At 63.9% G+C, this 23,173-nt stretch carries 19 protein-coding genes and 1 tRNA gene; 13 read left to right on the top strand and 7 right to left on the bottom strand.

The window, feature by feature from the left end; genetic code table 11:
* Positions 1–196: 196 nt before the first annotated feature.
* The 11 genes from MTHMO_RS09465 to MTHMO_RS09415 all read left to right on the top strand — a co-directional run bounded on the left by MTHMO_RS09465 (position 197) and on the right by MTHMO_RS09415 (position 9,404).
* Positions 197–1,198 (top strand): tyrosine recombinase XerC, encoded by a 1,002-nt coding sequence (locus tag MTHMO_RS09465; RefSeq protein WP_202214553.1) that lies wholly within the window; start codon positions 197–199, stop codon positions 1,196–1,198.
* Between the two features lie 9 nt (positions 1,199–1,207).
* Positions 1,208–2,551 carry a 3-deoxy-D-manno-octulosonic acid transferase gene (locus MTHMO_RS09460; RefSeq protein WP_202214552.1) on the top strand — a complete coding sequence of 448 codons (1,344 nt, stop codon included), beginning with the start codon at positions 1,208–1,210 and terminating at the stop codon, positions 2,549–2,551.
* A gap of 34 nt (positions 2,552–2,585) precedes the next feature.
* On the top strand, positions 2,586–3,590 hold the full coding sequence (locus MTHMO_RS09455) for an ABC transporter ATP-binding protein (protein WP_202214551.1): 1,005 nt from the start codon (positions 2,586–2,588) through the stop codon (positions 3,588–3,590).
* Positions 3,571–4,371 carry an ABC transporter permease gene (locus MTHMO_RS09450; protein ID WP_202214550.1) on the top strand — a complete coding sequence of 267 codons (801 nt, stop codon included), beginning with the start codon at positions 3,571–3,573 and terminating at the stop codon, positions 4,369–4,371. Before MTHMO_RS09455 ends, MTHMO_RS09450 begins: the two co-directional genes overlap by 20 nt.
* Entirely contained in the window at positions 4,368–5,060 is a 693-nt protein-coding gene (locus tag MTHMO_RS09445) for an SCO family protein (protein ID WP_202214549.1), read from the top strand. Before MTHMO_RS09450 ends, MTHMO_RS09445 begins: the two co-directional genes overlap by 4 nt.
* Before the next feature lie 2 nt (positions 5,061–5,062).
* Positions 5,063–5,491, top strand: coding sequence for a DUF420 domain-containing protein (locus MTHMO_RS09440; protein ID WP_237394880.1), 429 nt, complete (start codon positions 5,063–5,065; stop codon positions 5,489–5,491).
* Between the two features lie 95 nt (positions 5,492–5,586).
* Positions 5,587–7,143, top strand: coding sequence for a glucose-6-phosphate dehydrogenase (zwf, locus tag MTHMO_RS09435; protein WP_202214548.1), 1,557 nt, complete (start codon positions 5,587–5,589; stop codon positions 7,141–7,143).
* A 4-nt stretch (positions 7,144–7,147) separates the two neighbouring features.
* A complete protein-coding gene (gene pgl / locus MTHMO_RS09430; protein ID WP_237394879.1) occupies positions 7,148–7,828 on the top strand; it encodes a 6-phosphogluconolactonase in 681 nt (226 codons plus the stop codon).
* Positions 7,825–8,508: a lipopolysaccharide assembly protein LapB gene (locus MTHMO_RS09425; RefSeq protein ID WP_202214546.1), complete on the top strand. Its 684-nt coding sequence runs from the start codon at positions 7,825–7,827 to the stop codon at positions 8,506–8,508. Before pgl ends, MTHMO_RS09425 begins: the two co-directional genes overlap by 4 nt.
* A 49-nt stretch (positions 8,509–8,557) precedes the next feature.
* Positions 8,558–8,629: transfer RNA gene (locus MTHMO_RS09420), tRNA-Cys, on the top strand.
* 61 nt (positions 8,630–8,690) lie between these two features.
* A complete protein-coding gene (locus MTHMO_RS09415) occupies positions 8,691–9,404 on the top strand; it encodes a L,D-transpeptidase (RefSeq protein ID WP_202214545.1) in 714 nt (237 codons plus the stop codon).
* Here the strand turns inward: MTHMO_RS09415 and ileS are convergent.
* The 3 genes from ileS to MTHMO_RS09400 all read right to left on the bottom strand — a co-directional run bounded on the left by ileS (position 9,401) and on the right by MTHMO_RS09400 (position 15,124).
* Positions 9,401–12,112 carry an isoleucine--tRNA ligase gene (gene ileS, locus MTHMO_RS09410; protein ID WP_202214544.1) on the bottom strand — a complete coding sequence of 904 codons (2,712 nt, stop codon included), beginning with the start codon at positions 12,110–12,112 and terminating at the stop codon, positions 9,401–9,403. The two genes, MTHMO_RS09415 and ileS, sit on opposite strands and share 4 nt — an antisense overlap.
* 5 nt (positions 12,113–12,117) lie before the next feature.
* Positions 12,118–13,146, bottom strand: a complete 1,029-nt coding sequence (gene pheS / locus MTHMO_RS09405) for a phenylalanine--tRNA ligase subunit alpha (RefSeq protein ID WP_237394878.1) — start codon at positions 13,144–13,146, stop codon at positions 12,118–12,120.
* A 67-nt stretch (positions 13,147–13,213) separates the two neighbouring features.
* Entirely contained in the window at positions 13,214–15,124 is a 1,911-nt protein-coding gene (locus MTHMO_RS09400) for a cytochrome c biogenesis protein ResB (RefSeq protein WP_202214542.1), read from the bottom strand.
* 127 nt (positions 15,125–15,251) lie between these two features.
* Between MTHMO_RS09400 and MTHMO_RS09395 the strand changes: the two genes are divergently transcribed.
* Both MTHMO_RS09395 and MTHMO_RS09390 read left to right on the top strand, forming a co-directional pair.
* On the top strand, positions 15,252–16,928 hold the full coding sequence (locus tag MTHMO_RS09395) for a formate--tetrahydrofolate ligase (RefSeq protein ID WP_202214541.1): 1,677 nt from the start codon (positions 15,252–15,254) through the stop codon (positions 16,926–16,928).
* A gap of 81 nt (positions 16,929–17,009) precedes the next feature.
* Positions 17,010–17,501 carry a universal stress protein gene (locus MTHMO_RS09390; RefSeq protein ID WP_202214540.1) on the top strand — a complete coding sequence of 164 codons (492 nt, stop codon included), beginning with the start codon at positions 17,010–17,012 and terminating at the stop codon, positions 17,499–17,501.
* Here the strand turns inward: MTHMO_RS09390 and lepB are convergent.
* From lepB to MTHMO_RS09370, 4 genes are read right to left on the bottom strand one after another with little or no spacing between them, the layout of a single operon-like run.
* On the bottom strand, positions 17,473–18,621 hold the full coding sequence (lepB, locus tag MTHMO_RS09385) for a signal peptidase I (RefSeq protein ID WP_202214539.1): 1,149 nt from the start codon (positions 18,619–18,621) through the stop codon (positions 17,473–17,475). The genes MTHMO_RS09390 and lepB overlap by 29 nt on opposite strands.
* Positions 18,618–20,426, bottom strand: a complete 1,809-nt coding sequence (gene lepA / locus MTHMO_RS09380) for a translation elongation factor 4 (protein WP_202214538.1) — start codon at positions 20,424–20,426, stop codon at positions 18,618–18,620. Before lepA ends, lepB begins: the two co-directional genes overlap by 4 nt.
* A 50-nt stretch (positions 20,427–20,476) precedes the next feature.
* A complete protein-coding gene (locus MTHMO_RS09375; RefSeq protein ID WP_202214537.1) occupies positions 20,477–21,403 on the bottom strand; it encodes an alpha-E domain-containing protein in 927 nt (308 codons plus the stop codon).
* Complete coding sequence (locus MTHMO_RS09370; protein WP_202214536.1) at positions 21,400–22,917, bottom strand: circularly permuted type 2 ATP-grasp protein; 1,518 nt, start codon at positions 22,915–22,917, stop codon at positions 21,400–21,402. Before MTHMO_RS09370 ends, MTHMO_RS09375 begins: the two co-directional genes overlap by 4 nt.
* Between the last annotated feature and the right edge of the window lie 256 nt (positions 22,918–23,173).

Raw genomic sequence — 23,173 nt, 5'->3', positions numbered from 1 at the left:
GCGCGGCGGGCGCAAACGTGCGGAAAGGCCGCCGGCGTGGGTGGATCGCCGGGAAAGGCGCGGTTCGCCGCGCTGGGAGGGGCGTGCCCTCGCGTTGCGCTCCCTCTGCGAGGCGCCGGAGGCGTTTGCGGTTTTCTTCTGGCGGAAAGCCCCTCCGGCAGGGTAACCTCCCTTCCCGATCAACGGGCGAGGGAGCATGCATCGCGGATCGTTCCGAGGGAGCCAAAAAGAGAAAGGAGCCGGCGAAGGAAAGGCGGGATCGGCCGGATCGGAGCTTGCGGAGAGCAAGGAGCGCGAAATCCTAAGCTTCCTCGCGTTTCTCCGGGACGAGAAAGGCTATTCCCCGTATACCGTTCGGAATTATGGCCACGCCTTGCGCGAATTTGCCCGCCGGCGGCCGGGGCATTCCTGGTGGTCGGTAGGACCCGAGGATGTGCGCGGCTATCTTTACGAACTCTGCCGCCGCCCGGAATTGGGGGCGGCGGCCATCCGCGTCCGGTTTGCGGCGCTCCGCTCGTTCTTCGCTCGGGCCGTGCAGCGGAAGTGGATTGCCGAGAATCCCGTTCACGGTTTGCGCCTTCCCCGGCTGAGTCGACGTCTGCCGATCTTCTTGACGCAGGAGCAGGCCTTGCGGCTCCTGGAGGCGCCGCAACGAAGGTGGAGCGATCGGGAGAAGCGGAGAGCCGTCCGCGGTCCCTCCTGGAAGGAATGGCAGATGTGGAGGGATAAGGCATGGCTGGAGGTGCTCTACGGCGCAGGGCTGCGCTTGCGGGAACTGACCGGCCTGCGCCGCAAGGACTTCGATCCCGATCAGGAGCTGATCCGGGTCCGAGGGAAAGGAGGAAAGGAGCGGATCTGTCCGATCGGGCCCAGCGCCACCGCGGCGATCCTGCGCTACCTCGAGCTCTGCCCCTACCCGGGCGATGCGCTCTTCGTCTCCGGTCGAGGGAAGCCTCTCTCTCCGCGCTTCATCGAGTCGGCGTTCCGTAAATACCTGGAGGAGTCGGGCCTGGAAGGGGCGTACAGTCCCCACAAGCTCCGGCACAGCTTCGCGACCCATCTGCTCGACAACGGCGCCGATCTGCGGAGCGTGCAGGAACTGTTGGGGCATGCCCGACTTTCGACCACCCAAATCTACACCGGCGTATCTGCGCAGCGGCTGCGGGAGGTCTACCAAGCTGCGCATCCGCGGGCGTAGGGGGCTCTGGTGAAGGTTCGTCTGCTGCGCTGGTGCTACCGGCTGGCCTTCCCCTTCGTCGCCGTCTTGGTCAGCCCGTATTACATGGTCCGGCTCTCCAAGCGCGGTAGCCCGCAGGAAGGGTTGGCCGAGCGGATGGCGTTCTATTCGGCCTCGCTGCGCGAGAAGGTCGGGATGGGAGTAGACCTTTGGATCCATGCGGTCAGCGTCGGAGAAGTGCTGGTCGCTCTCGCCCTTCTGCGGGAGCTCCGGCGGAAAGGGCCGCCTCTCCGGGTTGCCTTGAGCGTGACGACGATTACGGGCCGGAGGATCGCTTTGGGCGCAGCGGATGCGCAGACGATCGTTCTGTGGAGCCCCGTCGACTTTCCGGGCGTGGTCAAGAGGGCCTTCGACCTTTTGCGGCCGCGTGCCCTGATTCTGGTGGAGACGGAGATCTGGCCGAATTACCTCTGGGAGGCCAAGCGGCGGCGGGTGCCGGTCGTCCTGCTCAACGCCCGTCTCTCGCCCCGGACCGAGCGATGGTATCGGCGCTTTCCCGAAGTCTTTCGTCCGATTTTGCAGCTTCTTTCGCTGGTGCTGGCGCAGGCGCAGGAGGACGTCGACCGCCTGGCGGATGCCGGATTTCCGCCGGAGAGGATCTTCATCACGGGGAACCTCAAGTATGACGTTGCCGAGGCCGCGTGCGGGCAATCCGGGCCGCTCTGCTCCTGGTGGGAAGGCTGTGGATGGTCTCCGGACACCCTGGTTCTGCTGGCGGGCAGCACGCATCCGGGAGAGGAGGAGGTCATGCTCGACCTCTACCGGGAGCTGCGTCCTCGCCATCCCAAGCTGCGTCTGGTGCTTGCCCCGAGGCATGTCGAACGGAGCCCCGGGATTCAACGGCTCTGCCGGAAAGCCGGCTTTTCAGTCGTGCTGCGCACCGAGCTTGGGCCGACGCCTCCCATCGGCTCGGAGCCGGATGTTCTGATTGTGAACACGACTGGGGAGCTGCGCTTCCTTTACGAGAAAGCCGCTATCGTCTTCGTCGGAAAGAGCTTGTGTGCTCATGGCGGGCAGAATTTCTTGGAAGCCGCCTGCGCGGAAAAGCCGATTCTGGTCGGCCCCCACATGGGGAACTTCGCCGCGCTCGTCCGGGAATTTCGAAAGGAACACGCGCTCTTGCAGGCGGCCGATCGGGGGGAGCTTGCGTCGTTTCTCGAAGCGCTCCTCGGCTCCGAGTCGCTGCGATCGGAACTGGGGAAACGAGCGCGTGGAGTCTTCGCTAGGAACGTCGGAGCGGCCGCGCGCGCGGCGGAAATCGTGACAGGGCTGCTTCGGGCGGAAGGGGCGGCTCGCTTTCGCGAGGACGTTTGACAGAACGACGGATTCTCTTTCAAGATGTCCTCCAATGACCGAGTTTGCCCCCCGGACGGTCGCGGAGGAGGTCGCCGTTTCCGTTGAAGGCCTCTGCTACGCTTACGGGGACCGCAAGGTGCTCGACGGCGTCTCTTTTCAGGTGGAGAAGGGAGACCTCATCGGAATCCTGGGGCCGAACGGAAGCGGGAAGACGACCCTCTTTCGGCTGCTCTCCACCCTGTATCCGGCCCCCGAGGGGATGATCACCTTAGCGGGCTGCTCCTATCCGGGACAGGCCGCTGCGGCGCGTCGGCGGATGGGGGTGGTCTTCCAGTCCCCGAGCCTGGACAGGAAGCTCACGGTCTTCGAAAACCTGCTCCATCAGGGCCATCTCTACGGACTGCGGGGAGGCGCATTGCGCAAGAGATCTATGGAGCTTCTCCGGCTCTTTGGCCTGGAAGAGCGGGCCCGGGATCTGGTCGAGACGCTTTCGGGAGGACTGCAGCGGCGGGTCGAGGTGGCCAAGGCGCTTCTTCACGAGCCGGAGTTGCTCCTCATGGACGAGCCGAGCACGGGAATCGACCCGGCCGCACGCCGGGATTTCTGGCGCCACCTCTTCGCGCTCAAGGAGCGGAAAAGGCTTACGATTCTGGTGACGACCCATCTGCTTGACGAGGCGGAGCGCTGCGATCGGCTTCTGGTGCTGGATCGGGGGAAGCGGGTGGCATGGGATACACCGAACCGGCTGCGCGCGCTCATTCCGGGGTCGGTGCTCTCGATCCGTTCGCCGAAGCTGGCGGAAATCGAAGACGAGATCAAACGGTTCTGGCCGGGCCGGGTCGTTCGCCGTGTTGACGGCACCCTCCGCATCGAGCCCCGGGCCGAAGAGGCAGCCGGGGACGCCATGCGGAACGCGGCGGATTTGCTGCAACGGTTCGCCGGTGAGGTGACCGCCTTGACCGTCTCCCAGCCCTCGCTGGAGGACGTCTTTCTGCACTTGACCGGACACCATTTCGACGGCCGGAACGAGGACTTCGATGGAACCAAGGAAGACTAGCGTCGCTTACGGCGACTTTCTGCTGGGGGTCTATACACTCTGGAGCCGGGAGGTCGTGCGGTTCCTCCGGCAGAAGAATCGGGTCGTGGGCGCGCTGGGAACTCCCTTGGTCTTCTGGTTTCTGATCGGTTCCGGAGTCGGAAGCTCTTTTCGCACCGGCGGGACCGGTTCCGGCGGTTACTTTTCCTATTTCTTTCCTGGGATGCTGCTCCTGGTCGTTCTCTTCACCGCGATCTTCTCGACCATCTCCCTGATCGAAGACCGTCGAGAAGGTTTCTTGCAGGCGGTGCTCGTGGCTCCCGTCCCGCGATCGGCCGTGGTGGCGGCGAAGCTTTTGGGAGGGATGACTCTGAGCGTTCTCCAGTGCTTGCTGATCTACATGTTGGCGCTCCCCATGGGGCTTCACTTTTCGCCGGGATCTTTCGCTCTGACGGTTGTGACTCTTTGCCTCTTGGGGTTAGCGTTGACCGGCCTTGGATATCTGCTCGCCTGGCCGCTCGATTCGGTTCAGGGTTACCACGCGCTGATGAACCTGCTGCTGATGCCTCTCTGGCTTCTCTCCGGAGCGCTTTTTCCGCCGGAAGGTTCGGTCGGCTGGATGCGCCTGGTCATTCATGCCAACCCCCTCTACTACGGGTTGGAGCTCTTGCGGGCCGCCCTTTGGCCGGGACCGCCGCGCGCGTCCCTTTGGCTCTTTGGCGCGATCACCCTTTTCTTTACGGCGGCGGTGGCCATGGCGGCGGTTGTCATCACCCACCGGGTCCGGGTGAAGCATCCATGAGCGAGAAGGGCACGCGGCGGATCGGGCTGATTCCGTTCGGACTGGCGACAGTCGTCCTCCTTTCCCTCTTCCTGACGCTAACCTATCAGGCGCTCTTCCATCGGAAGGAGGGAGCCGCGCGACTGCCCGTGCTGCGGCGGGTCGAGACGTTTTCGCTGACGGACCAATCGAAGAAGACGGTCACCTTGGGCGACCTGCGCGGGAAAGTGTGGGTGGCCGATTTCATCTACACCTCGTGTCCCGGACCTTGCCCGGCGGAGACGCTCCGGATGAAAGAGATTCAGGACCTCGTCGCCGGGCTGCCGGACGTCCGCCTCGTTTCGTTTTCGGTCGATCCGGGAGTCGATACACCGGAGGTGCTTGCACGCTATGCGCAAGCCCATGGTGCCGATCCAGCCAAGTGGTATTTCCTCACGGGCACGGTCAAGGAGATTTGGCGGCTGGCCACGGAGAGCTTCGCTTTGGCCGTCGGAGAGAACCCACCCAACCGCCCGGCCGAGGAAGGCCCGGTTTTCCATTCGACACAGTTTGCGCTGGTCGATCAGGAGGGACGGATTCGGGCCTATTACGACGGCTTGCGGCCGGCCACGGCGGCGCGTGTCGCTCGGGACATCCGGGCGCTGCTCGAGGAACGGCCGACAGCCGGTCCGGAGAGGAGCCCGGTCCCTACTGGCGGTGGAGCCAGATAGCCGTGGTTTCGTATCTCCCCGCGGTCAATGCCAGTCTGAACGGCATCACGACCTGCTTCCTCGTCGCCGGTTTCGTCGCGATTAAGCGTAGGCAGGTCGCCGCGCATCGCAAGTGCATGATCGCCGCTTTCGTCACCTCGATGGTCTTCCTAGCCTGCTACCTCGTGTATCATGCGATCCATGGAGCGACGCCCTTCCCCCGGCATGACTGGTCACGTCCTCTCTACTTCAGCGTTCTGATATCCCACACGTTTCTGGCGGTCGTGAACCTTCCCGCCATTTTTGCGGCGCTCTATCTTGCCGCCAAAGGGCGCTTCGCCGCGCACGCCCGGCTCACCCGTCTGCTTTGGCCGTCGTGGATGTATGTGTCGGTGACCGGGGTGCTCGTATATTTCATGCTCTACCACTGGTTTCGTGCCCCTGCGGGATAGGCGGCCGCCGCCGGGAACGACGGCGGCCGCTCGACACGGAGGCGGGAGCGGCAGTATTCTGCTCTTATTAAGAAAGAAATGCGGATTCGGGGGAGATGACGACTCGCCAGACTGCCGGGCTCGGACACATGATCGGAGGCAAGGTTGCACCGGCGGCCGTCGTGATTTTCGGAGCATCCGGCGATCTCACGCACCGGAAGATCCTGCCTGCCTTTTACCACTTGCAGAAAAACGGCCATCTCCCGGAAGGGATGGCGATCGTGGGATTCGCAAGGCGCGACCAATCCGAGCCGCAGTTTAGAGAGGGGCTACGCCAGGCGCTGGAAGACCACTCCCACACCCATCCGATCGACAATGCGGTCTGGGCGTCCCTGGAGCCGCATATCTACTACCAAAAGGGAGACCTGGCGAATCCCGAGGACTATGTCAGGCTGGCGGAACGGCTGCGGACCCTACCCGAGGCGGCCGCTTTCGGGCGGAACCATCTTTATTATCTGGCCACCGCACCCAATTTTTTCCCGATCGTCGCCGAGAATCTCGGCAAGGCCGGGCTGGATGCACGGGAGGGTACCGGCGGTTACCGGCGGCTGATCGTGGAAAAGCCCTTCGGGACCGATCTTCCGTCGGCGAGGGCGCTCAATCAGATTCTACACCAGTACTTTCCCGAGCCGTGCATCTTCCGCATCGACCATTATCTTGGAAAGGAGAACGTTCAAAATCTCCTTTATTTCCGATTCGCCAACTCGATCTTCGAGCCCCTTTGGGACCGGCGATACATTGATCATGTGCAGATCACCGTCGCGGAAACGCAGACCATAGGAACGCGCGGCGCCTATTACGAGACGGCCGGAGCGTCCCGGGACATGTTGCAGAACCACCTGATGCAACTGTTCACCTTGATCGCCATGGAGCCGCCGGCCTCCTTGGAGGCCGAATCGATCCGGGACGAAAAAGTCAAGGTGCTGCGGTCGGTCCCGACCCCGACCCCGGAGGAGGTCCTGCGAAACAGTGTGCGCGCCCAATACGGGCCCGGCATCCTGAATGGGAAGACGGTGCGCCCGTACCGCGAGGAGGATCGGGTCTCCCGCCGCTCCTTGGTGGAGACCTATGTCTGCTTGCGGCTGGAGGTCGATAACTGGCGCTGGTCAGGGGTGCCCTTCTATCTCCGCACCGGGAAGGCCCTAGGCCACCAGTACACGGAGATTTGCATCGTCTTCCACCGGGCCCCCTGCGTGCTTTTTGCGCACAACCTCAAGCGCATCGCGCGCAACTGGCTGAAGATCCGGATCCAGCCCATCGAGGGAATCCACATGATCTTCAACACCAAGGTGCCGGGACAGCCGGCCATCGAGGAAGCCCGGATGGACTTCTACTACCGGCGCCAGGACCACTATTTCCCGGAAGCCTACGAGCGCTTGCTCTTGGACGCCTTGAACGGAGAATCGACCCTCTTCACTCGATCCGACGAGGTCGAGCAGGCGTGGCGAATCATCGATGCCGTGCAGGCGGCCTGGCGCGAAGAGGATCTCGACCGGCTGCCTCTCTATGCACCCGGCTCGATGGGGCCGGTGGAGGCCGAGGAGCTCTTGCGCCGGGAAGGAAGGCGCTGGGGAGATCCTCCCTGCGAGCAGGAGGAAGAGCTGCGGGAGTAGCGCGTTGGCGGTAACCGTTTTTTCGTTTCCGGATTCCGATGCATGGCTGCACCGCCTGACGGCCGACTTCCAGGACAGAGTCGACGAAAGTCGAAAGAGCGGAAGGACGTTCCATGTGGCGCTCTCCGGCGGGAGCACTCCCGCACCTCTTTATCGGCGTTGGGCGACGCTCGACCTTCCTTGGGAGGCGATCGACTGGTGGATCGGCGACGAGCGCTGGGTTCCGGTCACGGATCCGCAAAGCAACGAAGGCATGATCCGGAGAACCCTGGGTGCGGGGCCCGGTGACCGCCTCCGGTTGCGAAGCTGGCACGCTTCGGAGGATCCGGAGGAAGCGGCGAGACTTTACGACAAGGCATTGCGGGAGGCCCTTGGCGATCCTCCCGCCTTCGATCTGGTCCTCCTGGGTCTCGGCGAGGACGGACATACCGCGTCGCTCTTTCCCGGAAGCGCGGCGTTGGAGGAGCGCAGGGCATACGCCGTGGCGAATCCACATCCGGGTGGGGGGCCGCTCCGGCTGACCCTCACCTATCCCTGTCTGGACGCGGCCCGCTCGGTATGGTTTCTCGTCACCGGAGGCGCCAAGGCGAAGGTTGTCGAGCGCCTCTTGGCCTCCGATTCCAGTATCCCCGCGGCGCGTATCCGGGCCGCCAGCCAACGGCTCTATTGGGTTCCCAACGGATGAGAGGCCCCTCTTTCTTTTTTTTGGGCGGTCCGCGGGTCGCCCTCCTGGCCGCGGGGTTGATCGTTCTGGTAGTGCCGTCGGTCCGCGCCGCATCCGAGGAGAAGAAGGCGCTCTTCGCTCAGGCCTATCAGGACGCTCTCGTCGCCTTTCATCGAAAAGATTGGCGGGCGGCCGAGGAGGCGGTCGACCGCGCGCGGCGAATCGATCCGGACGACCCGCAAGGGCTGGTGCTCATGGCGAGAATCCGGATCCAAAAAAAAGAGTATGAAAAGGCGCAGGCCGATCTCCGGGAGGCCCTGCGACGGAACCCGCAGTTCGGCCCCGCGCTTCGGGCATCCGGGGACTTGGCCTTCGCTCAGCGGAGATTCGCCGAAGCTTTTCGCCTCTACAACGAGGCTCTGCTGCGGGAGCCGGACGACAAGGATCTCATCCTCAAGATGCTCTACTGCCAAGTCATGCTGGGCAACTCGGGCGCGGCCGAGCGTCTTCTCGCGCGCTTGAGCCCTTTCGACGAAACCAATCCGGCCTACTATTTCGGGAAAGCGGCACTTTTCCGCGCCCGCCCGCGGGAGCCCAGGGATGAGAAGGACCTGCTGCAGACCGCCCGGGTGATGTACGGCAACGAGATCTTCGCCGAGTACCTGCGCGACTTTGAATTCCTGTTTGCCGATCCTCGGTAGAGCCCGTAGGTTGTCCGTTGCCCGGGCCGGAGCCGGTGCCCGGATCGCCGGCGGGGTAGCCAAGTGGTAAGGCCGGGCTCTGCAAAAGCCCTATGCGTGGGTTCGATTCCCACCCCCGCCTCCCCGATTCGCGGGCTTGACACGGTCCGGTGGCTCGGCAAATGCTAGGATCGGCATCCGGCATGTTGTCCTCCTTTTGCGGGAAGAACCGCCTGCTTCCTCCGCCACGGGGTTTCTTCGCCAACCTTCTCCTTCTCCTGCCGGCGTGCTTGATCCTTTTGCCTGCTTGCGCGGGGCCCAGCAATTCGATCGCCGCCGGCCGAAGCGGCCGCACCTTTTGGGGAAACGTTCCGTCCGGGCCGGTTCCGCCGGACCGGGTTGTCAAGGTCTCGCTCCAAAGCCAGTCGGTCTACGTTCTTGACGGCGGACGTGTCATCTGGGCCGCAGCCACCAACGTAGGGAAGCCCGGTCATCCGACCCCGACCGGAACGTATCGGGTGGAGCGGAAGCTCGAGCGCAAACGATCGGGCTCCTACGGGTTCTGGGTCAACGGCGGCCGCATCATCGCCACCGAAGGGGGGAGAAGTCCCGGGCCGGGCTGGCGCTATGTCGGCTATCCGATGCCCTACTGGGTGGAGTTCCTGCCGGGATATGGGTTTCATGAGGGATATGTCTGGCCGCAACCGCATACGCACGGATGCTTGCGCTTGCACGGCTCGGCCGCCCGCGAGTTCTACCGGCTGGTAGATGTGGGGACCCCGGTCCAGATCCGCCCAAGCCAGCCGGAAGACCAGACGATCGGTCGGCAGATTCCTCGGTTCGACGACTCGCGCCTGCCGGATCCCCCGAACGACTTCCTGATTTCCGAAGCGGTCTTTTCCCGGACCTGGGATTAGCTTGTCCTAACCGGCTGCCCCTGTGCCCGAACCACCGCGGCGCAGCGCGGGCAGAGAGCCGGGTGGGCCGGATCGGTTTGCCCGACCTCTTCGGAAAATTTCCAGCACCGGGCACACTGTCTGCCGGAGGCGCGTCGCACCCGGATTTCCGTCGCTTCGGATGGGAAGATGCGCACCCGGGAGACGAGAAAGACCTCGGCGAGAAGTCCGGCGTCGGATGGAACGAAGTGCGGGGTCTGGATTTCGACCTCCGCCTCCAAGGATTTGCCGATTTCCTTGGCCCGGCGGCTGCTCTCCAACGCCTCGTTCACCCGGGACCGAAGCTCGAGGAGGCGTGCCCAGCGATCCGAGAAGGCGGGATCGTTCTTGGCGGCTTCCTCCTCCGGGAAAAGCTCCAAGTGGACCGACCGGGTCTTTCCCAATGATTGCCAGGCTTCCTCGGCTGTGAACGGGATCAGAGGTGCGGCGAGCCGGAAGAGGCTTTCCGCCATCCGGTAGAGGAGGGTTTGCGATGCGCGGCGGGCTGCGCCGTCGGCGGGGTCGCAGTAGAGCCGATCCTTGAGCACGTCGATGTAAAACGCGGAAAGCTCGGTCGAGCAGAATCGAGTGAGTGCGTGATAGACGGTCGGGAAGTCGTAGCGCCGATAGGCATCGAGAACCGTCCGAACAAGGCTGCGTAGCCGATCGGCCATGTATCGGTCGAGTTCCGGGAAGTCCGCTTCATCGACTCGGCTTAGGGAAGCATCGAAGTCGTGCAGGTTGGCGAGGAGGATGCGAAACGCATTCCGCAAGAGCCGGTAGGCGTCGGAGATGCGGGCAAGGATCTCTTGGGAAAACGGCACGTCATCCCGGTAGTCCTGGCTTGCCACCCAGAGCCGCAGGATGTCCGCCCCGTATTGGGCGACAAAGTCGGAGAGGCCGCGTGCCCCCGACATCTTCGAAAGCTTGCGCCCGTCGAGATCCAGGACGAAGCCGTTAGTCAGGACGGTCCGGTAGGGAGCCTTTCCGGTTCGAGCCACCGAAAGCAAAAGGGAGGATTGAAACCAGCCGCGATGCTGGTCGCTCCCCTCCAAGTAAAGATCGGCCGGGAACTCCCCGCGCGGGGCGAGAACCGCGGCGTGGCTGCATCCGGAGTCGATCCAGACGTCGAGCGTGTCGGTTCCTTTCCGGAGGCCGGCGGGCAGATCGAGCAGCCGGGCGAGGCTCGCGTCGTCGGTCATATACCATAGGTCAGTGCCGCTCCGGGCTACCACACGCGCCAGCTTACGGATCGCCCCCGGATTGAGGACCGCGCTCCCGTCCTCCCGGTAGAACACCGGAAGGGGGATGCCCCACGAGCGCTGCCGGGAGATGCACCAGTCCCTACGGCTTTCGACCGCGCTCCGGATGCGATTGCGCGCCCGGTTAGGAATCCACTCAACCTCGTCGATCCGACGCAAAGCCTCCGCCTGAAACGCCTCGACGCGGATGAACCACTGCCGGACCGAGCGAAAGAGGATCGGGGTCTTCGACCGCCAGCAGTGCGGGTAGTCGTGGACGTAGGCGTGCTCGGACCAGAGCAGCCCTTCAGCTCGGAGCCGGGCGATAATCCGGGGATTGCCCTCCCAGACGGTGAGGCCCACCAGCTCCGGAATCCCGCACTCTTCCGTGAACCGCCCGTCGTCGTCGACCGGTGAGAGCGGGGGGAGCCCGTGCTCTTGGCCAAGCAGATAGTCTTCCATTCCATGGCCGGGCGCGATGTGTACCAAGCCGGTGCCGCTCTCCCCCGTCACGAAATCGGCGGCGTACACCGAACCGGTGCGCGGCAAAAGTGGATGGCGATAGCGAAGCCCGCAGAGCTGCTCGCCGAGCGCGAAGCGGCGCACCGCGGGCGCTTCCCGGAAGCCCGGAAGAACCTCTGCCCTCCCTTCGGCCACGAGGATATGGCGGCCGCCGACGGCGTATAGGGCGTACGGGAGGCCGGGATGCACCGCGACGGCCAGGTTGGCGGGTAAGGTCCAGGGGGTTGTCGTCCAGATCAGGAGCACGGTGTCCTCCGGAAGGCCGCGCTCCCGGCAGCTTTCCGGCAGGAGAGGAAAAGCAACTTCAATCGCCGGATCGGTTCGCGGATGGTATTCCACCTCGGCTTCCGCCAGAGCCGTGCGGCAGCCGGTGCTCCAGAACACCGGCCGGAGCCCTTCGACGACCAATCCCTTCTCCACAAGGTCGGCGAAGACAAGCAGGACTTCCGCCTCGTAGGGCGGATCCATGGTGCGGTAGGGCCGTTGCCAGTCTCCGAAGATGCCGAGCCGTTCGAACTGCTCGCGCTGGACGGCGATGTAGTGAAGCGCATAGGCGGCGCATCGCTGCCGGACCCGCACCGGATCTCGCCCTTCGGGCGGGAGGTCCGCCATCACCTTGGCTTCAATGGGCAGACCGTGGCAGTCCCAGCCGGGAACATAGGGGGCGAAAAAGCCCATCATGTTCCGGGACTTGAGCACTAAGTCCTTGAGCGTCTTATTGAGGGCATGGCCGAGGTGGGCGTCCCCGTTCGCGAACGGCGGACCGTCGTGCAGAATGAATCGGGGGCCCGAGCTGCGAGCTTCAAGGATCTGCTCATAAAGTCGCTCCCGCCGCCACCGTTCGAGAAGGAGCGGCTCCCGTTTGGGCAGCTCCGCGCGCATCGGGAAGGAAGTGCGCGGGAGAAGAACTGTGTCGCGATAATCCATGGACCTTAGACAGGGCAGCTCTGGTTGCGGAGGAAGCGGACGTCGTTTTCGGTAAAGAGCCGGAGATCGGGCACCTCCTCGACGATCATCAGGAGCCGCTCGATGCCGAATCCGAAGGCAAAGCCGGAATAGCGATCCGGATCAATGCCGGCACCCGAGAGCACCTTGGGATGGACCATCCCGCACCCGCAAAGCTCGAGCCATTCCTTTCCGGTCTTGGCGGGGGAGGGCCGGAAGCCGTCGATTTCGAAGCTCGGCTCGGTGAAGGGGAAGTAATGGGGGCGAAAGCGGAAGCGGGTCTCCTGCCCCAAGAGCTCCCGGAAAACCAGCTCGAGTGTCCCCTTGAGTTCTCGGAGGCTCGCGCTTTCCTCGACGACAAGCCCTTCGACCTGAAAAAACGCAATCGAGTGCGTGGCGTCGATTTCATCCCGCCGGTAGCAGCGGCCGGGAGCGATGATCCGGATGGGCGGCCGCTGCTTCTCCATCGCCCGGATCTGCACCGGGCTTGTCTGGCTGCGGAGCAGGAGCCGTCCGCCCCCGCGGAAAGGAGCCGCCGGAAGGAGGGTCGAATCCTTGAGGAAAAAGGTATCCTGCTCGTTCCGTGCCGGATGATCGGGCGGAGTGTTGAGGGCGTCGAAATTGTAGAACTCGTTCTCGACTTCCGGACCGTCGGCCAGGGCGAAGCCGAGCCGGCGGAAGATCTCGACGATCCGCCGGCACATGCGGGAAATCGGATGGATCGAGCCCTCGGGCACGGGACGGCCCGGCAGCGTCGCGTCGAAAGCAGGCCCTTTCGGTCGAGCGGGAGCCAGCTCCGCGCGCCTCTCCTCGATCGCCTTTTCGGCCAAGGCCTTGAAGTTGTTGATCGCGCGGCCGGCTTCCCGGCGCCGCTCGGGCGGCAGGGTGCCGAGGGAGGCGAGCAGGCGCGGGACCTCTCCATGGCGCCCGAAGTAGCGGATGCGGATCGCCTCGAGCGCCCCTTCCGTCTCCGCCGCTTGCAAAGACGCCCGAAGCTCGGCCACTCGCTCTTGCATTTCCTTTTCCATGAAACGCCCTCCTGACCAAGGCGGATTTCCTAGCTCCCGACGGCTGCTCCGGACTTCACCGAGCCTGCGTGGAATCGGCTCTGCGCGGCGAGAACGCCTCTTCGGGTGGCAGAACCGTCGGGACGGGAGCCGAGCTCCGTCGCGATCCCCGTTGGAGGAACATGAGGAGAATGCCCATGCAAATCAAGAGCGAGCCGATCCATTTGCAGGGCCAGCCCGGATCGTAGAGCACCTGGAGGGTGGTTTCCCGAAGGTCTTGCGGATTCCAAGACGCTTGGGAAAACTTGTAGTTCCGTCCGAGGGCCGAGCGCCAAAACCCACCTGGGAAGGTCGCCGGCGAGTTCATGTGGGCGGTTTCGGTGCGGGTTGCGCCGGTCTTCGGGTCCTCGAAGCGCACGGTCGCTTGAAAGTCGACGGGAGCATCGCTTCCCTCTTCCCGGGGGACGCGGAACCGTTCCAGCGAGATGCGAAAGGGGAGCGGGCGGCTCTCCAGGCCATAGGCGGCCCGGACCGATATCCCTTCCAACGAGAAGGTTTGGGCCACTCCCGAGAGGATCCAGAGGGGAACGGACTGAAGCTTGGCCTTCGGATCCTCCACCCGCCCGTGCACGCCCGGGCCGATCGCCATCGTGACCGCCTTTCCGGGTTCCTGCTTTCGGATGACCGATTGAATCGACGCGTGCGGCTCATAGCGGAGGACCGATGCCTCCCAGTCGGCCCATCCCAAAGAAAACTTCCGACCCGCAGTCGTCTGGCCCTGGGACGAGATCTCGCCTCGGCGGTTCCAGGCCTGATAGGCGATGGCGTCGCCATCAGCGGATTTCCACAGAAAAAGGCTGGGCGACGCCCGTCCCGCTTCCCGCCAGCGCAGTTCGACCAGGACGGCCGGGTTCTCGGGACGATCCGAAAGAGAGGTCGGCTTTCCCTCCCGCATGGCGAAATCGGGCCAATAGCCGGTAAGGTATGCCTGCGCTCCGCCGGGCAAATCGAGAACCTTCCCGACATAGGAAGTGACCTCCCAGGCGTTCTTCTCTCCCGATGGGGAGATCACGACCAGGAGCATCTGCCGACTCTGCTCGTCCGGAACGAGAAAGAACCGGTACCCTGACGGGATTCCGTCGGCCGCATGGGTGATCGGCTGCTCGGGGGACCGGGCGAAGACGACCTGGGCCTCATGCAGGGTCCGGCCTGGGGGCGAGACCGGCGGTTCGGAGAGCCAAAGAACCTTGGCGAGGCCAAAAAAATCCTGGACTTGGTGGGCGGGCTCCTTTTCCAGGAGGGCGAGCAGGGTCTTCTGCCGGGCCATCCGGCTCTCCAGCAGGAGACTGATGCCGGGTCCGGCGGAAGAATCGGAGGAGGGGACGATCTCCTCGACGAGCGTCAAATCCGAGGAGAAATCGTCGATGACTAGGCGGAGGTCCGTTCCAGGGATCGCGATCTTGCGCGGGTGGTCGGGACGAGGCCGCCAGAGTTCGGTAGGGAAGCTCACTCGGAAGACCTCGTTGCGCAGAGGATTCTCCAGGAAGAGCGCTGTCTGGTTGAGCGTGACCCGGTCTTCGGCGGGCTCGCCGAGCCGCAGGTGGACAAAACCCTCGAAGCCTGCGAGGCGTCCGATCATCGCACCGGCGAGCAGAAGGATGATTCCGTAATGGGTGATGACGAATCCGAGATGCTGCCGCTTCCAGGGAAGCCGTGTGAGGGTGACGGCAAAGAGGTTGATGCAGAGGAGCACGAGCCAGCCAAGGAACCAAGGGGACCGGTAGACATAATATTGGGCGACCGTCGAGTCGAATCGCGACTCGATCACGGTCGCGGCGGCGCAGGCGGCCGCCAAGCTGAGGAGCAGGGCGACGGCGAGGCGGAGGGATGCCAGGCCGTGGATGACCTTCCAAAGGGAGGAGTTGCGCTTGCGCTCGGCGATGAGTTCCTCGCGGGCTTGGTCGGAGAGGGAGGAGAAGAATTTCACCCGGGCGGAAGGGAAGCTTGTGGCGGATTCCGAAGCTTTTATGCTAGTCGGGAACATGCGGGGAAGCCAAGCGGAAATCCATTCCTCGGACGGCGCCTAGGAAGCGAACCAGGGGGATCTGATCTACATGAGCCAACCCTTCACCGATCTGGCCATCGCACGGAATGCCCGTCCCGCTCCCATCGAGGAGATCGGAGCCCGGTTAGGAATCCCGAAGGAGGCCCTTCTCCCCTACGGAACGGGGTGCGCCAAGCTCGACTGGTCGTTTCTCAAGACCCTCCGTGGTCGGCCCAAGGGCCGGATGGTCCTGGTAACGGCGATCACACCGACCCCGGCCGGAGAGGGGAAGACGACGACGGCGATCGGCTTGGCCGACGCCTTGCAACGGTTGGGAAAAAAAGCGGCGGTCTGCCTGCGCGAGCCGTCGATCGGGCCAATCTTCGGCAGAAAGGGGGCGGCGACCGGAGCGGGTCGGGCGCAAGTCGTGCCTCGGGAGGAGATCAACCTCGAGTTTACCGGGGACTTCGCCGCGGTCGGCCTTGCGCATAATCTGCTTTCCGCGCTCGTGGACAACCATTTCTATCACGGAAACGAGCTTGCGCTCGATCCGAGCCGGCTCTACTGGAAGCGGGTGGTCGACATCAACGATCGGGCGCTGCGGCAGATCATTGTCGGCTTGGACGGCCGCAAGGGGCTCGTTCGCAGGGATGGGTTCGAGATCATCGCCGCATCGGAGGTGATGGCGATCCTATGCCTGGCGCGGGATTTCGCCGATTTGCGCACGCGCCTATCGGAGATTCGCGTGGCCGCCCGCATCGGCGAGGGCTCGGTGACCGCGGGAGATCTCGGCGCCTCCGGAGCGATGGCTGCCCTGCTCCGGCACGCCTTCTTGCCCAATCTGGCGCAGACCCTCGAGCAGACCCCGGCGTTCATTCACGGGGGGCCGTTCGGGAACATCGCGCACGGGTGCAGCTCCGTGGTCTCCATGGAGACGGCATTGAGCCTGGCCGACTGGGTCGTGACCGAGGCGGGGTTCGGCAGCGATCTCGGGGGAGAGAAGTTCATCGATATCTTCTGCCGCCAGTCGGGCCTACGTCCGGCGGCCGCGGTGATCGTCGCCACGATCCGGGCCCTCAAGTTCCACGGGGGGCTGCCCCTGGACGCTCTCGAGCGGGAAGATTTCGGAGCCCTGGAAGCAGGGTTTGCCAACTTGCGGAGGCATGTGAAGATCATGCGGGATCTCCTAGGGCTGCCTGTGGTCGTCGCCTGGAACCGTTTCACCTCGGATACCGATGCCGAACTGCGATTCGTCGAAGAGAGAGCAAGAAGCCTGGGCGTCCCTTCCGCCCAGTGCCGGCATTGGGCGGAGGGAGGGGCGGGTGCGGAGGAGTTGGGAAGAAAGCTGCTGGAAGCGGCGGCCGATCCCGCCCCCTTTTGCTTCCTCTACGGCGAAGACATCCCGCTTTGGGAAAAGATCGTCACGGTAGCCGAGAAGGTTTACGGCGCCGGCGAGGTGAGAGCGGATGCTTCCGTCCGGCGCGCGCTCCGCCGGATGGAGGAGGAAGGTTTCGGCCGCCTGCCCGTCTGCTTCGCGAAAACCCAGTACTCCTTCTCCGCCGATCCCCGGCTCCGCGGAGCGCCCGAAGGGCACTGCCTTCCGGTTCGCGAGGTGCGCCTGGCCGCCGGCGCGCGCTACGTGCTGGCCCTCTGCGGAGAGATTCTCACGATGCCCGGGCTGCCGAAGGAACCCGCCTCGCTGCGGATCGATATCGATGACGATGGGCGAGTCGTGGGCGTTCTCTAGCCAGCCCTCTTGCAAGGCTTGCAGCCAAGGCTGCAATCCAATGCTGTCTTTTTTCCATGAAATACGCCACTCTAGCTTTCGGTGTATCACTGCCTGTTGGCGGCGCTGGAGCAGAGCCCCGTCGATGATGCTGTGCTCGATCACGCCCGCGAGTTGGCCCGGCTCTCAGGCGCCAGGCTGGTGCTTCTTCACGCCTGCCCCGTTCCCGCCGTTCCTCTCGCCGGCATTGAGGAGTGGACTCTGGAATCGGGCGAGCGGATCGCCCTGCGCCAGGACGAAGCGATGAAGCAGGCGCGGCGCTATCTCGAAGCGAAGGCCCAGGATCTGGAAAGCCAAGGGCTCTCCGTCGAAGTCGAGCTCGCTTTGGGCGACCCGGTCAGCCAGATCGTTCGGACGGCGAAGGAAAAAGGTGCCGATATCATCGTGATGGGGAGCCATGCGCACACAATCCTGGGGGCGCTCTTCGGCCTGAGCACCTCCTTTCCGGTTCGGCGGCTGGCCGAGGCTCCGATCCTCCTTGTTCGGACCGAGCGGCAAGCATCCGTCAGTGAATCCAACCCCAGCGGAAGCTAAACGGCCAGTAGACGAAGAGCCCGGTCCCAACCAGATCGTGCCGAGGTACGGGCCCCCAGAAGCGGCTGTCTTGGCTATCCGGGCTGTTGTCGCCCATCGCCCAGTAGCCATCCTTGGGGACGACGACCTCTTCTGCGGGAGAGCGGAGATATTGCTGGCCGGGGAGGATGACATAGCCATGGTATCCGTCGCGCCCCGCTTCGACGCGGGCCATGGCTGCGTTCGGAGGTCTGGGGCTTCCGTTGATTCGGAGGATCGGCGGGTCGATTTGGAGGTGGTCGCCCGGCACTCCGACGCACCGCTTGATGTAGAAAAGCGACCCGTCGAGCCCGTGATCCCGCAAGGTCGATTCGATGCCCTCTATGCCGGCTGTCCGGAAGACGAAGACCTCGCCGCGTTTCGGCTTGCGGAAGTTGTACACCGCCTTGTTGACGAGAACCTGGTCTCCCGCGACGCTTGCGAAGTTGAAGACGGGCTCTCCGGCGCGAAAGGATAGGCCGGGCCGCAGTCCAACCTTGTAGACGAGCGTCGGCGCCGGGATCCAGACCCTCCGCTTCTGCCCGTCGTCGAAGAGCAGGTCGGTATACTCGAGGAAAAACTTGCCGGGGACCAGGTCGACGAGAGTGGCGGGCCGCGAGAGGCGCAGATAGTGGTACTGCTTGCCGAAGAGAACCATCTCGAGCAGACGCACGGGGACCGCTGGCGGAGGTTCGGTCCGGGCGATCGTCTGGATCCCGTAGAGGGTCGGCTTCATCGAATCGGTGGGAATCTTGAAGGGCTGGAGGAAGTAAGCGCGGATGGCCAACGCGGCGGCGATCGCCACCAGAAAGATTTCGACGTTCTCCCGCAGCTCCTGCCAGGGTTTTCGAGGAAAGAGCTTCCCGGCGAGCTTGTCCCCTCGGTCGAGAAGAGCGGAAGCGCCTTCGGGAGGGGCGTGGGGGTCGGCGAGGTAGGAAGCGACCTCCGTCTGGAAAGCCGCCGCGTTCTGCCGCGCTTCCGGGGAGAGCAGGTCCTTCTGGCGGATCGACATGCGGTGAATCGCCTTTCGCAACCGAGCCAGCTCCTTCCTCCGGCGGCGGCGTTCGCGCCGGTCGGAAAACGAGGAGGGGACTGCTTTCATGAGCCACTCTCCGTTTTGAGAATCTGCAAAAAGGCTTCCTGTGGAATGTCGACGCGACCAAAGGTCTTCATTCGTTTCTTTCCTTCCTTCTGCTTCTCCAGGAGCTTGCGTTTACGGGTGATATCGCCTCCGTAGCACTTAGCGGTCACATTCTTCCCCACTGCGCCGATGTCCTCGCGGGCGAGGATCTTGCTTCCGACAGCCGCTTGGAGGGCGATCTTGAAGAGATGCCGCGGGATCAATTCCCGCAGCTTGGCCAGGATCGCCCGGCCGCGGGCTTCCGCTCGGCTCCGCGCCACGATGCAGGAGAAGGCTTCCACGGGCTCTCCATTGACGAGGATGTCAAGCCGGATCAAGTCTTCGGTCTGATAAGGGCCCGGCTCGTAGTCCATCGAGCCGTAGCCCCGGGTGAGGGACTTCAGCCTGTCGTTGAAATCGATGAGGATTTCGCTCAGCGGGATCCGGCAGCGGAGCATCACCCGGTCTTCGCCGGCCGATTCGGTCGACTCGCAGATCCCGCGCTTTTCCAGGACAAGCTGAAGGATCTCTCCGATCCGTTCCGTTGGAATGAGCAGATAGGCGCGCACCGTCGGTTCGGCGATCGAGTCGATCTGAGACGGGTCGGGCATCCGGAGCGGATTGTCCACCTCTATGGTTTTGCCGGACGTCAGCCGCACCCGGTAGACGACGCTGGGATAGGTAGCTAGGATCTCGACTTGGTGCTCGCGCCGGAGCCGTTCTTGGACGATCTCCATGTGGAGCAGGCCCAGAAAGCCGCACCGCAGGCCCGAGCCCAAAGCCGCGGAACTCTCTTGGGTGAAGGTGATCGCCGGGTCGTTGATCTGGAGCTTGTGTAGGGCGGCCTTGAGCTTTTCGAAGTCCGCCGGATTGACGGGATAGATGCCGCTAAAAACCATCGGGCGGACATCCTGGAACCCAGGGAGCGGTTCGGCCGCCGGCTGGAGAGCGGAAGTCAATGTATCCCCGATCTTAACCTCAAGCGGGCTCTTCATGTTGGCGATCACATACCCGGTCGCTCCCGCCTCCAGGCGGGCTTGCGCGGTCATCTTGGGGCTAAAGATCCCCACTTCCTTGATTTCGTAAACGCTTTCCGTCGCCATTAGCAGGATTTTCTGACCCCGGGAGAGCTCGCCCGACCGGACGCGGACGTAGAGCACCACCCCTCGATACGGATCGAAGACCGAATCGAAGACCAGGGCGCGGACGATCCCGTCGGGGAAGGGCTCCGGCGGGGGGATCCGGCGGATCACCGCTTCCAAGATTTCCGTTATGCCGATCCCGGCCTTGGCGCTCGCCAGGATCGCTTCTTCTCCGGGAATAGCGAGAACCTCTTCGAGCTGCCGCTTCACCGAGGCCGGATTGGCGGTGGGCAGGTCGATCTTGTTAATGACCGGGATCAAATGGAGGTTCTGCCGCGCGGCCAGCTGCACGTTCGCGACGGTCTGCGCCTGGACTCCTTGGGCCGCGTCGATCACGAGCAGAGCTCCTTCGCAGGCCGAAAGACTTCGGGAGACCTCGTAGGAAAAATCGACGTGGCCGGGCGTGTCGATCAGGTTGAGCTGATAGGTTTCCCCGTCTGCGGCCTCGTAACGCATTGTCACCGGGTGCGCCTTGATCGTGATCCCCCGTTCTCGCTCCAGATCCATCGAATCGAGGAGCTGGTCCTGCATCTGCCGCTCGGGGATCGTGCCGGTAGCCTGGAGCAACCGGTCGGAGAGGGTCGTCTTGCCGTGGTCCACATGGGCGATGATGCAAAAATTGCGGATGCGGGATGGAGAAAACATGCGGGCGTTCTTCACCTCTTATAATGGAGAAAAGACCAGGCCGCAAAAGGTTAACCTGCATTTCCGCCGGGCTGACCGAGCGCCTGCTCGACCCGCTGGTGGAGCCGGTTGCAACCGATGGGAAGCTCTACCAAGAGAGAGCTCAGGCGCTCCTTGGGAGTCTTTTCCAGGGAAGCGAGCACTGCGCCGAGGGCGAAGGCTGCGTCGCATGCGGGCGAAAGCGCATAGACGCTCTGCTTCTCGAGCCGCTCGAGGGCGGAAGCGGCCGCGTGCAGCAGTGCGGCGAAGCTGCGTGGAAGCCGCCGGCTGCCGAGAAGGCTGCGGCAGACGGATTCTCCTTCGTAGAAGGGGCCGTGCATCGAACGGTAAGCGTGGAGGGAGCAGAAGCCGCGGAGCACCGCCGCTTGTTCCTCCGGGGGTGGAGCCTCGCCCGCCGATGCATCCTGCACCAGCGCATGCAACGCCGCCGCGAGGTTCCCCATCCCTTCGATCGCCTGCCCGAGCGCAAGGAAATCCGATGCCGCTCCTTGCGCCAGTGCGGTCCGGGCGATTTCATAGAACGCGGCGATCCCTCGCACCCAGGGGAGGGAAGGAGTCCGGGGGAAGGCCACGGGAAGATCGGGATCCGGAGAGCCCGGCGGATCGGCGGGGAGCTCGCTTAACAGCTCCCATGCCTCCTCCGGAAGCTCCTCCCGCAGGAGGCGCGCGTTGAATCGGGCGGCTCCAAGGGAACTTCGGACCGAGAGCGGATTTTCCTCAGCGTCGAGAAACCAGAATAGCTGGCCCGCCGTGCCGGAGTTCGGACTGGGGAGAGACATGCGCAACGCTTGGCGCAGCCGGATCAGCGCATCCTCTCCCCTGCCATTTTCTCGGTCCCAGCAAAGCGGCCAATAGGCCTCTACGAGCCGGATTGTGTCGAGCGCCCGGGTCAGGTAGCGGGAGAGCCAATAGAAGTAGGCCGCTTTTCGGAAGATCATGGCTCTGCCGCGTTCTCCGCCCCTCCGGCTTTTGTGCCGACCCCCGATATCCAAGTGTCCTTGCTTCCTCCTCCTTGGCAGGAGTTCACGATAAAGGACCCTTTCGCCAGGGCGACGCGGGTGAGCCCTCCCGGAACTACCACGGGATCGGGAGCGAGGAGAACGAATGGGCGCAGGTCGACTCGGCGGGGCTGGAAGCGTCCGTCGATCCAGCAAGGGAGGTGCGAGAAGGAGAGCACGGGTTGGGCGATGTAGTTCCGAGGTTCGGCGAGGATTCTTTCTCGAAAGGCGGCGCGCTCCTGGATGCTGCTCGCCGGTCCGAAGAGCATGCCGTATCCTCCGGCTTGGGAGACTTCCTTGACGACGAGCTTCTCCAAATTCGCCAGGACGTGGTTTCGCTCCGCCGTCCGTTCACAAAGAAAGGTCTCCACGTTCGGAAGGACCGGGTCTTCTGCGAGGTAGTACCGGATCATTAATGGGACGAACGGGTAGATCGCCTTGTCGTCGGCGACCCCGGCTCCGATCGCATTGAGGATGTTCACCCGTCCCGCCCGGAAAGCCGCGAAGAGCCCCGGTACCCCCAGAAGAGACTCCGGCCGGAAGGCGAGCGGATCGAGAAAGTCGTCGTTGAGCCGCCGGTAGATGGAGCCCACTCCCTTCCAGCCAGAAGCAGTCCGAAGCTGCACGTTTCCCTCGATCACGGCCAGATCCTTCCCTTCTGCCAGCGCAATGCCCATCTCCTGAGCGAGGAAAGTGTGCTCGAAGTAGGCCGGATTATGGATTCCGGGTGTCAGGAGGACCGCGAGCTTATCCCGAGCCCCCTCGGGGCGGAGGGATTGGAGAGCCTGCCGCAAAAGGGCGGGATAGGATTCGATCGAGGCGACAGGGGCGGATTCAAAGAGGGAGGGAAGGACCCGGCGCAGGACGCGACGGTTGATGAGCATGTAGGAAGCCCCGCTTGGAACCCGCAAGTTGTCTTCCAAGACGACGAAGCCGTCCCGCAGTCGAAGCAGATCCGGCCCGGCAACCATCACATAGATCCCGTGGGGCATCGCGACCCCGACCATTTCCTTCCGGAATTGGGACGATCCCAGGACGAGGTCGGCGGGGATGATTCGATCGTGCAGGATCCGGGCCTGACCGTAGATATCCTGCAGAAAGCAGTTGAGCGCGGTCACCCGCTGGATGAGTCCCCTCTCCAAGCGGAGCCATTCCGAAGCTGAGAGAATGCGAGGCAGAAGGTCGAAGGGAAAGATGCGTTCTTCGCTTCCGGAGCCGACCGCGAAGGTGACTCCGCGGCGGCGGAACTCTTCGCCAGCCGCTCGTTGCCGTTCTTCCCATATTTCCGGCCCCAAGGTTTCCAGAAGCTCCCAGAGACCTCGGTAGGGGGGCCGGGGCCGGCCCGTCGCGTCGACCATCTCGTCGAAATCGGCGTCAAGCCCGTAATCCATGCCGGGCAAGCAGTTCTTTTGGCGATCGCCGACACCGGCGGGGGCCGGGAAGGAGGAAGGCATGGCCGCCCTTCAGTATAGCAGGAACCATGCCGGGGCGGAACGCTAGCCGCCATATCCCACCAGTACGGGCTTTCGCGTGAGAAGGGTGCTGGTCGAGTCGCTTGCGAGCAGTTTTAGCCGCGCGGAGCGTTTCTCGTGAGGCGGTATCGAGCAAAATTCTCCTTCGATTTGCCTGAATCCGAAGGCTGCAAAGGGGAAAAAGCCCGTTGTGGAGCAACGGCTCCGCCCGATCGTAGGCTCTTGCCGAAGGAACAGA

The sequence above is a fragment of the Methylacidimicrobium sp. AP8 genome (genome assembly GCF_903064525.1).
Taxonomy (GTDB): Bacteria; Verrucomicrobiota; Verrucomicrobiia; order Methylacidiphilales; family Methylacidiphilaceae; genus Methylacidimicrobium.
Note: the sequence above shows the minus strand (reverse complement) of the source record. Positions and strands in the feature narration are given on the sequence as shown.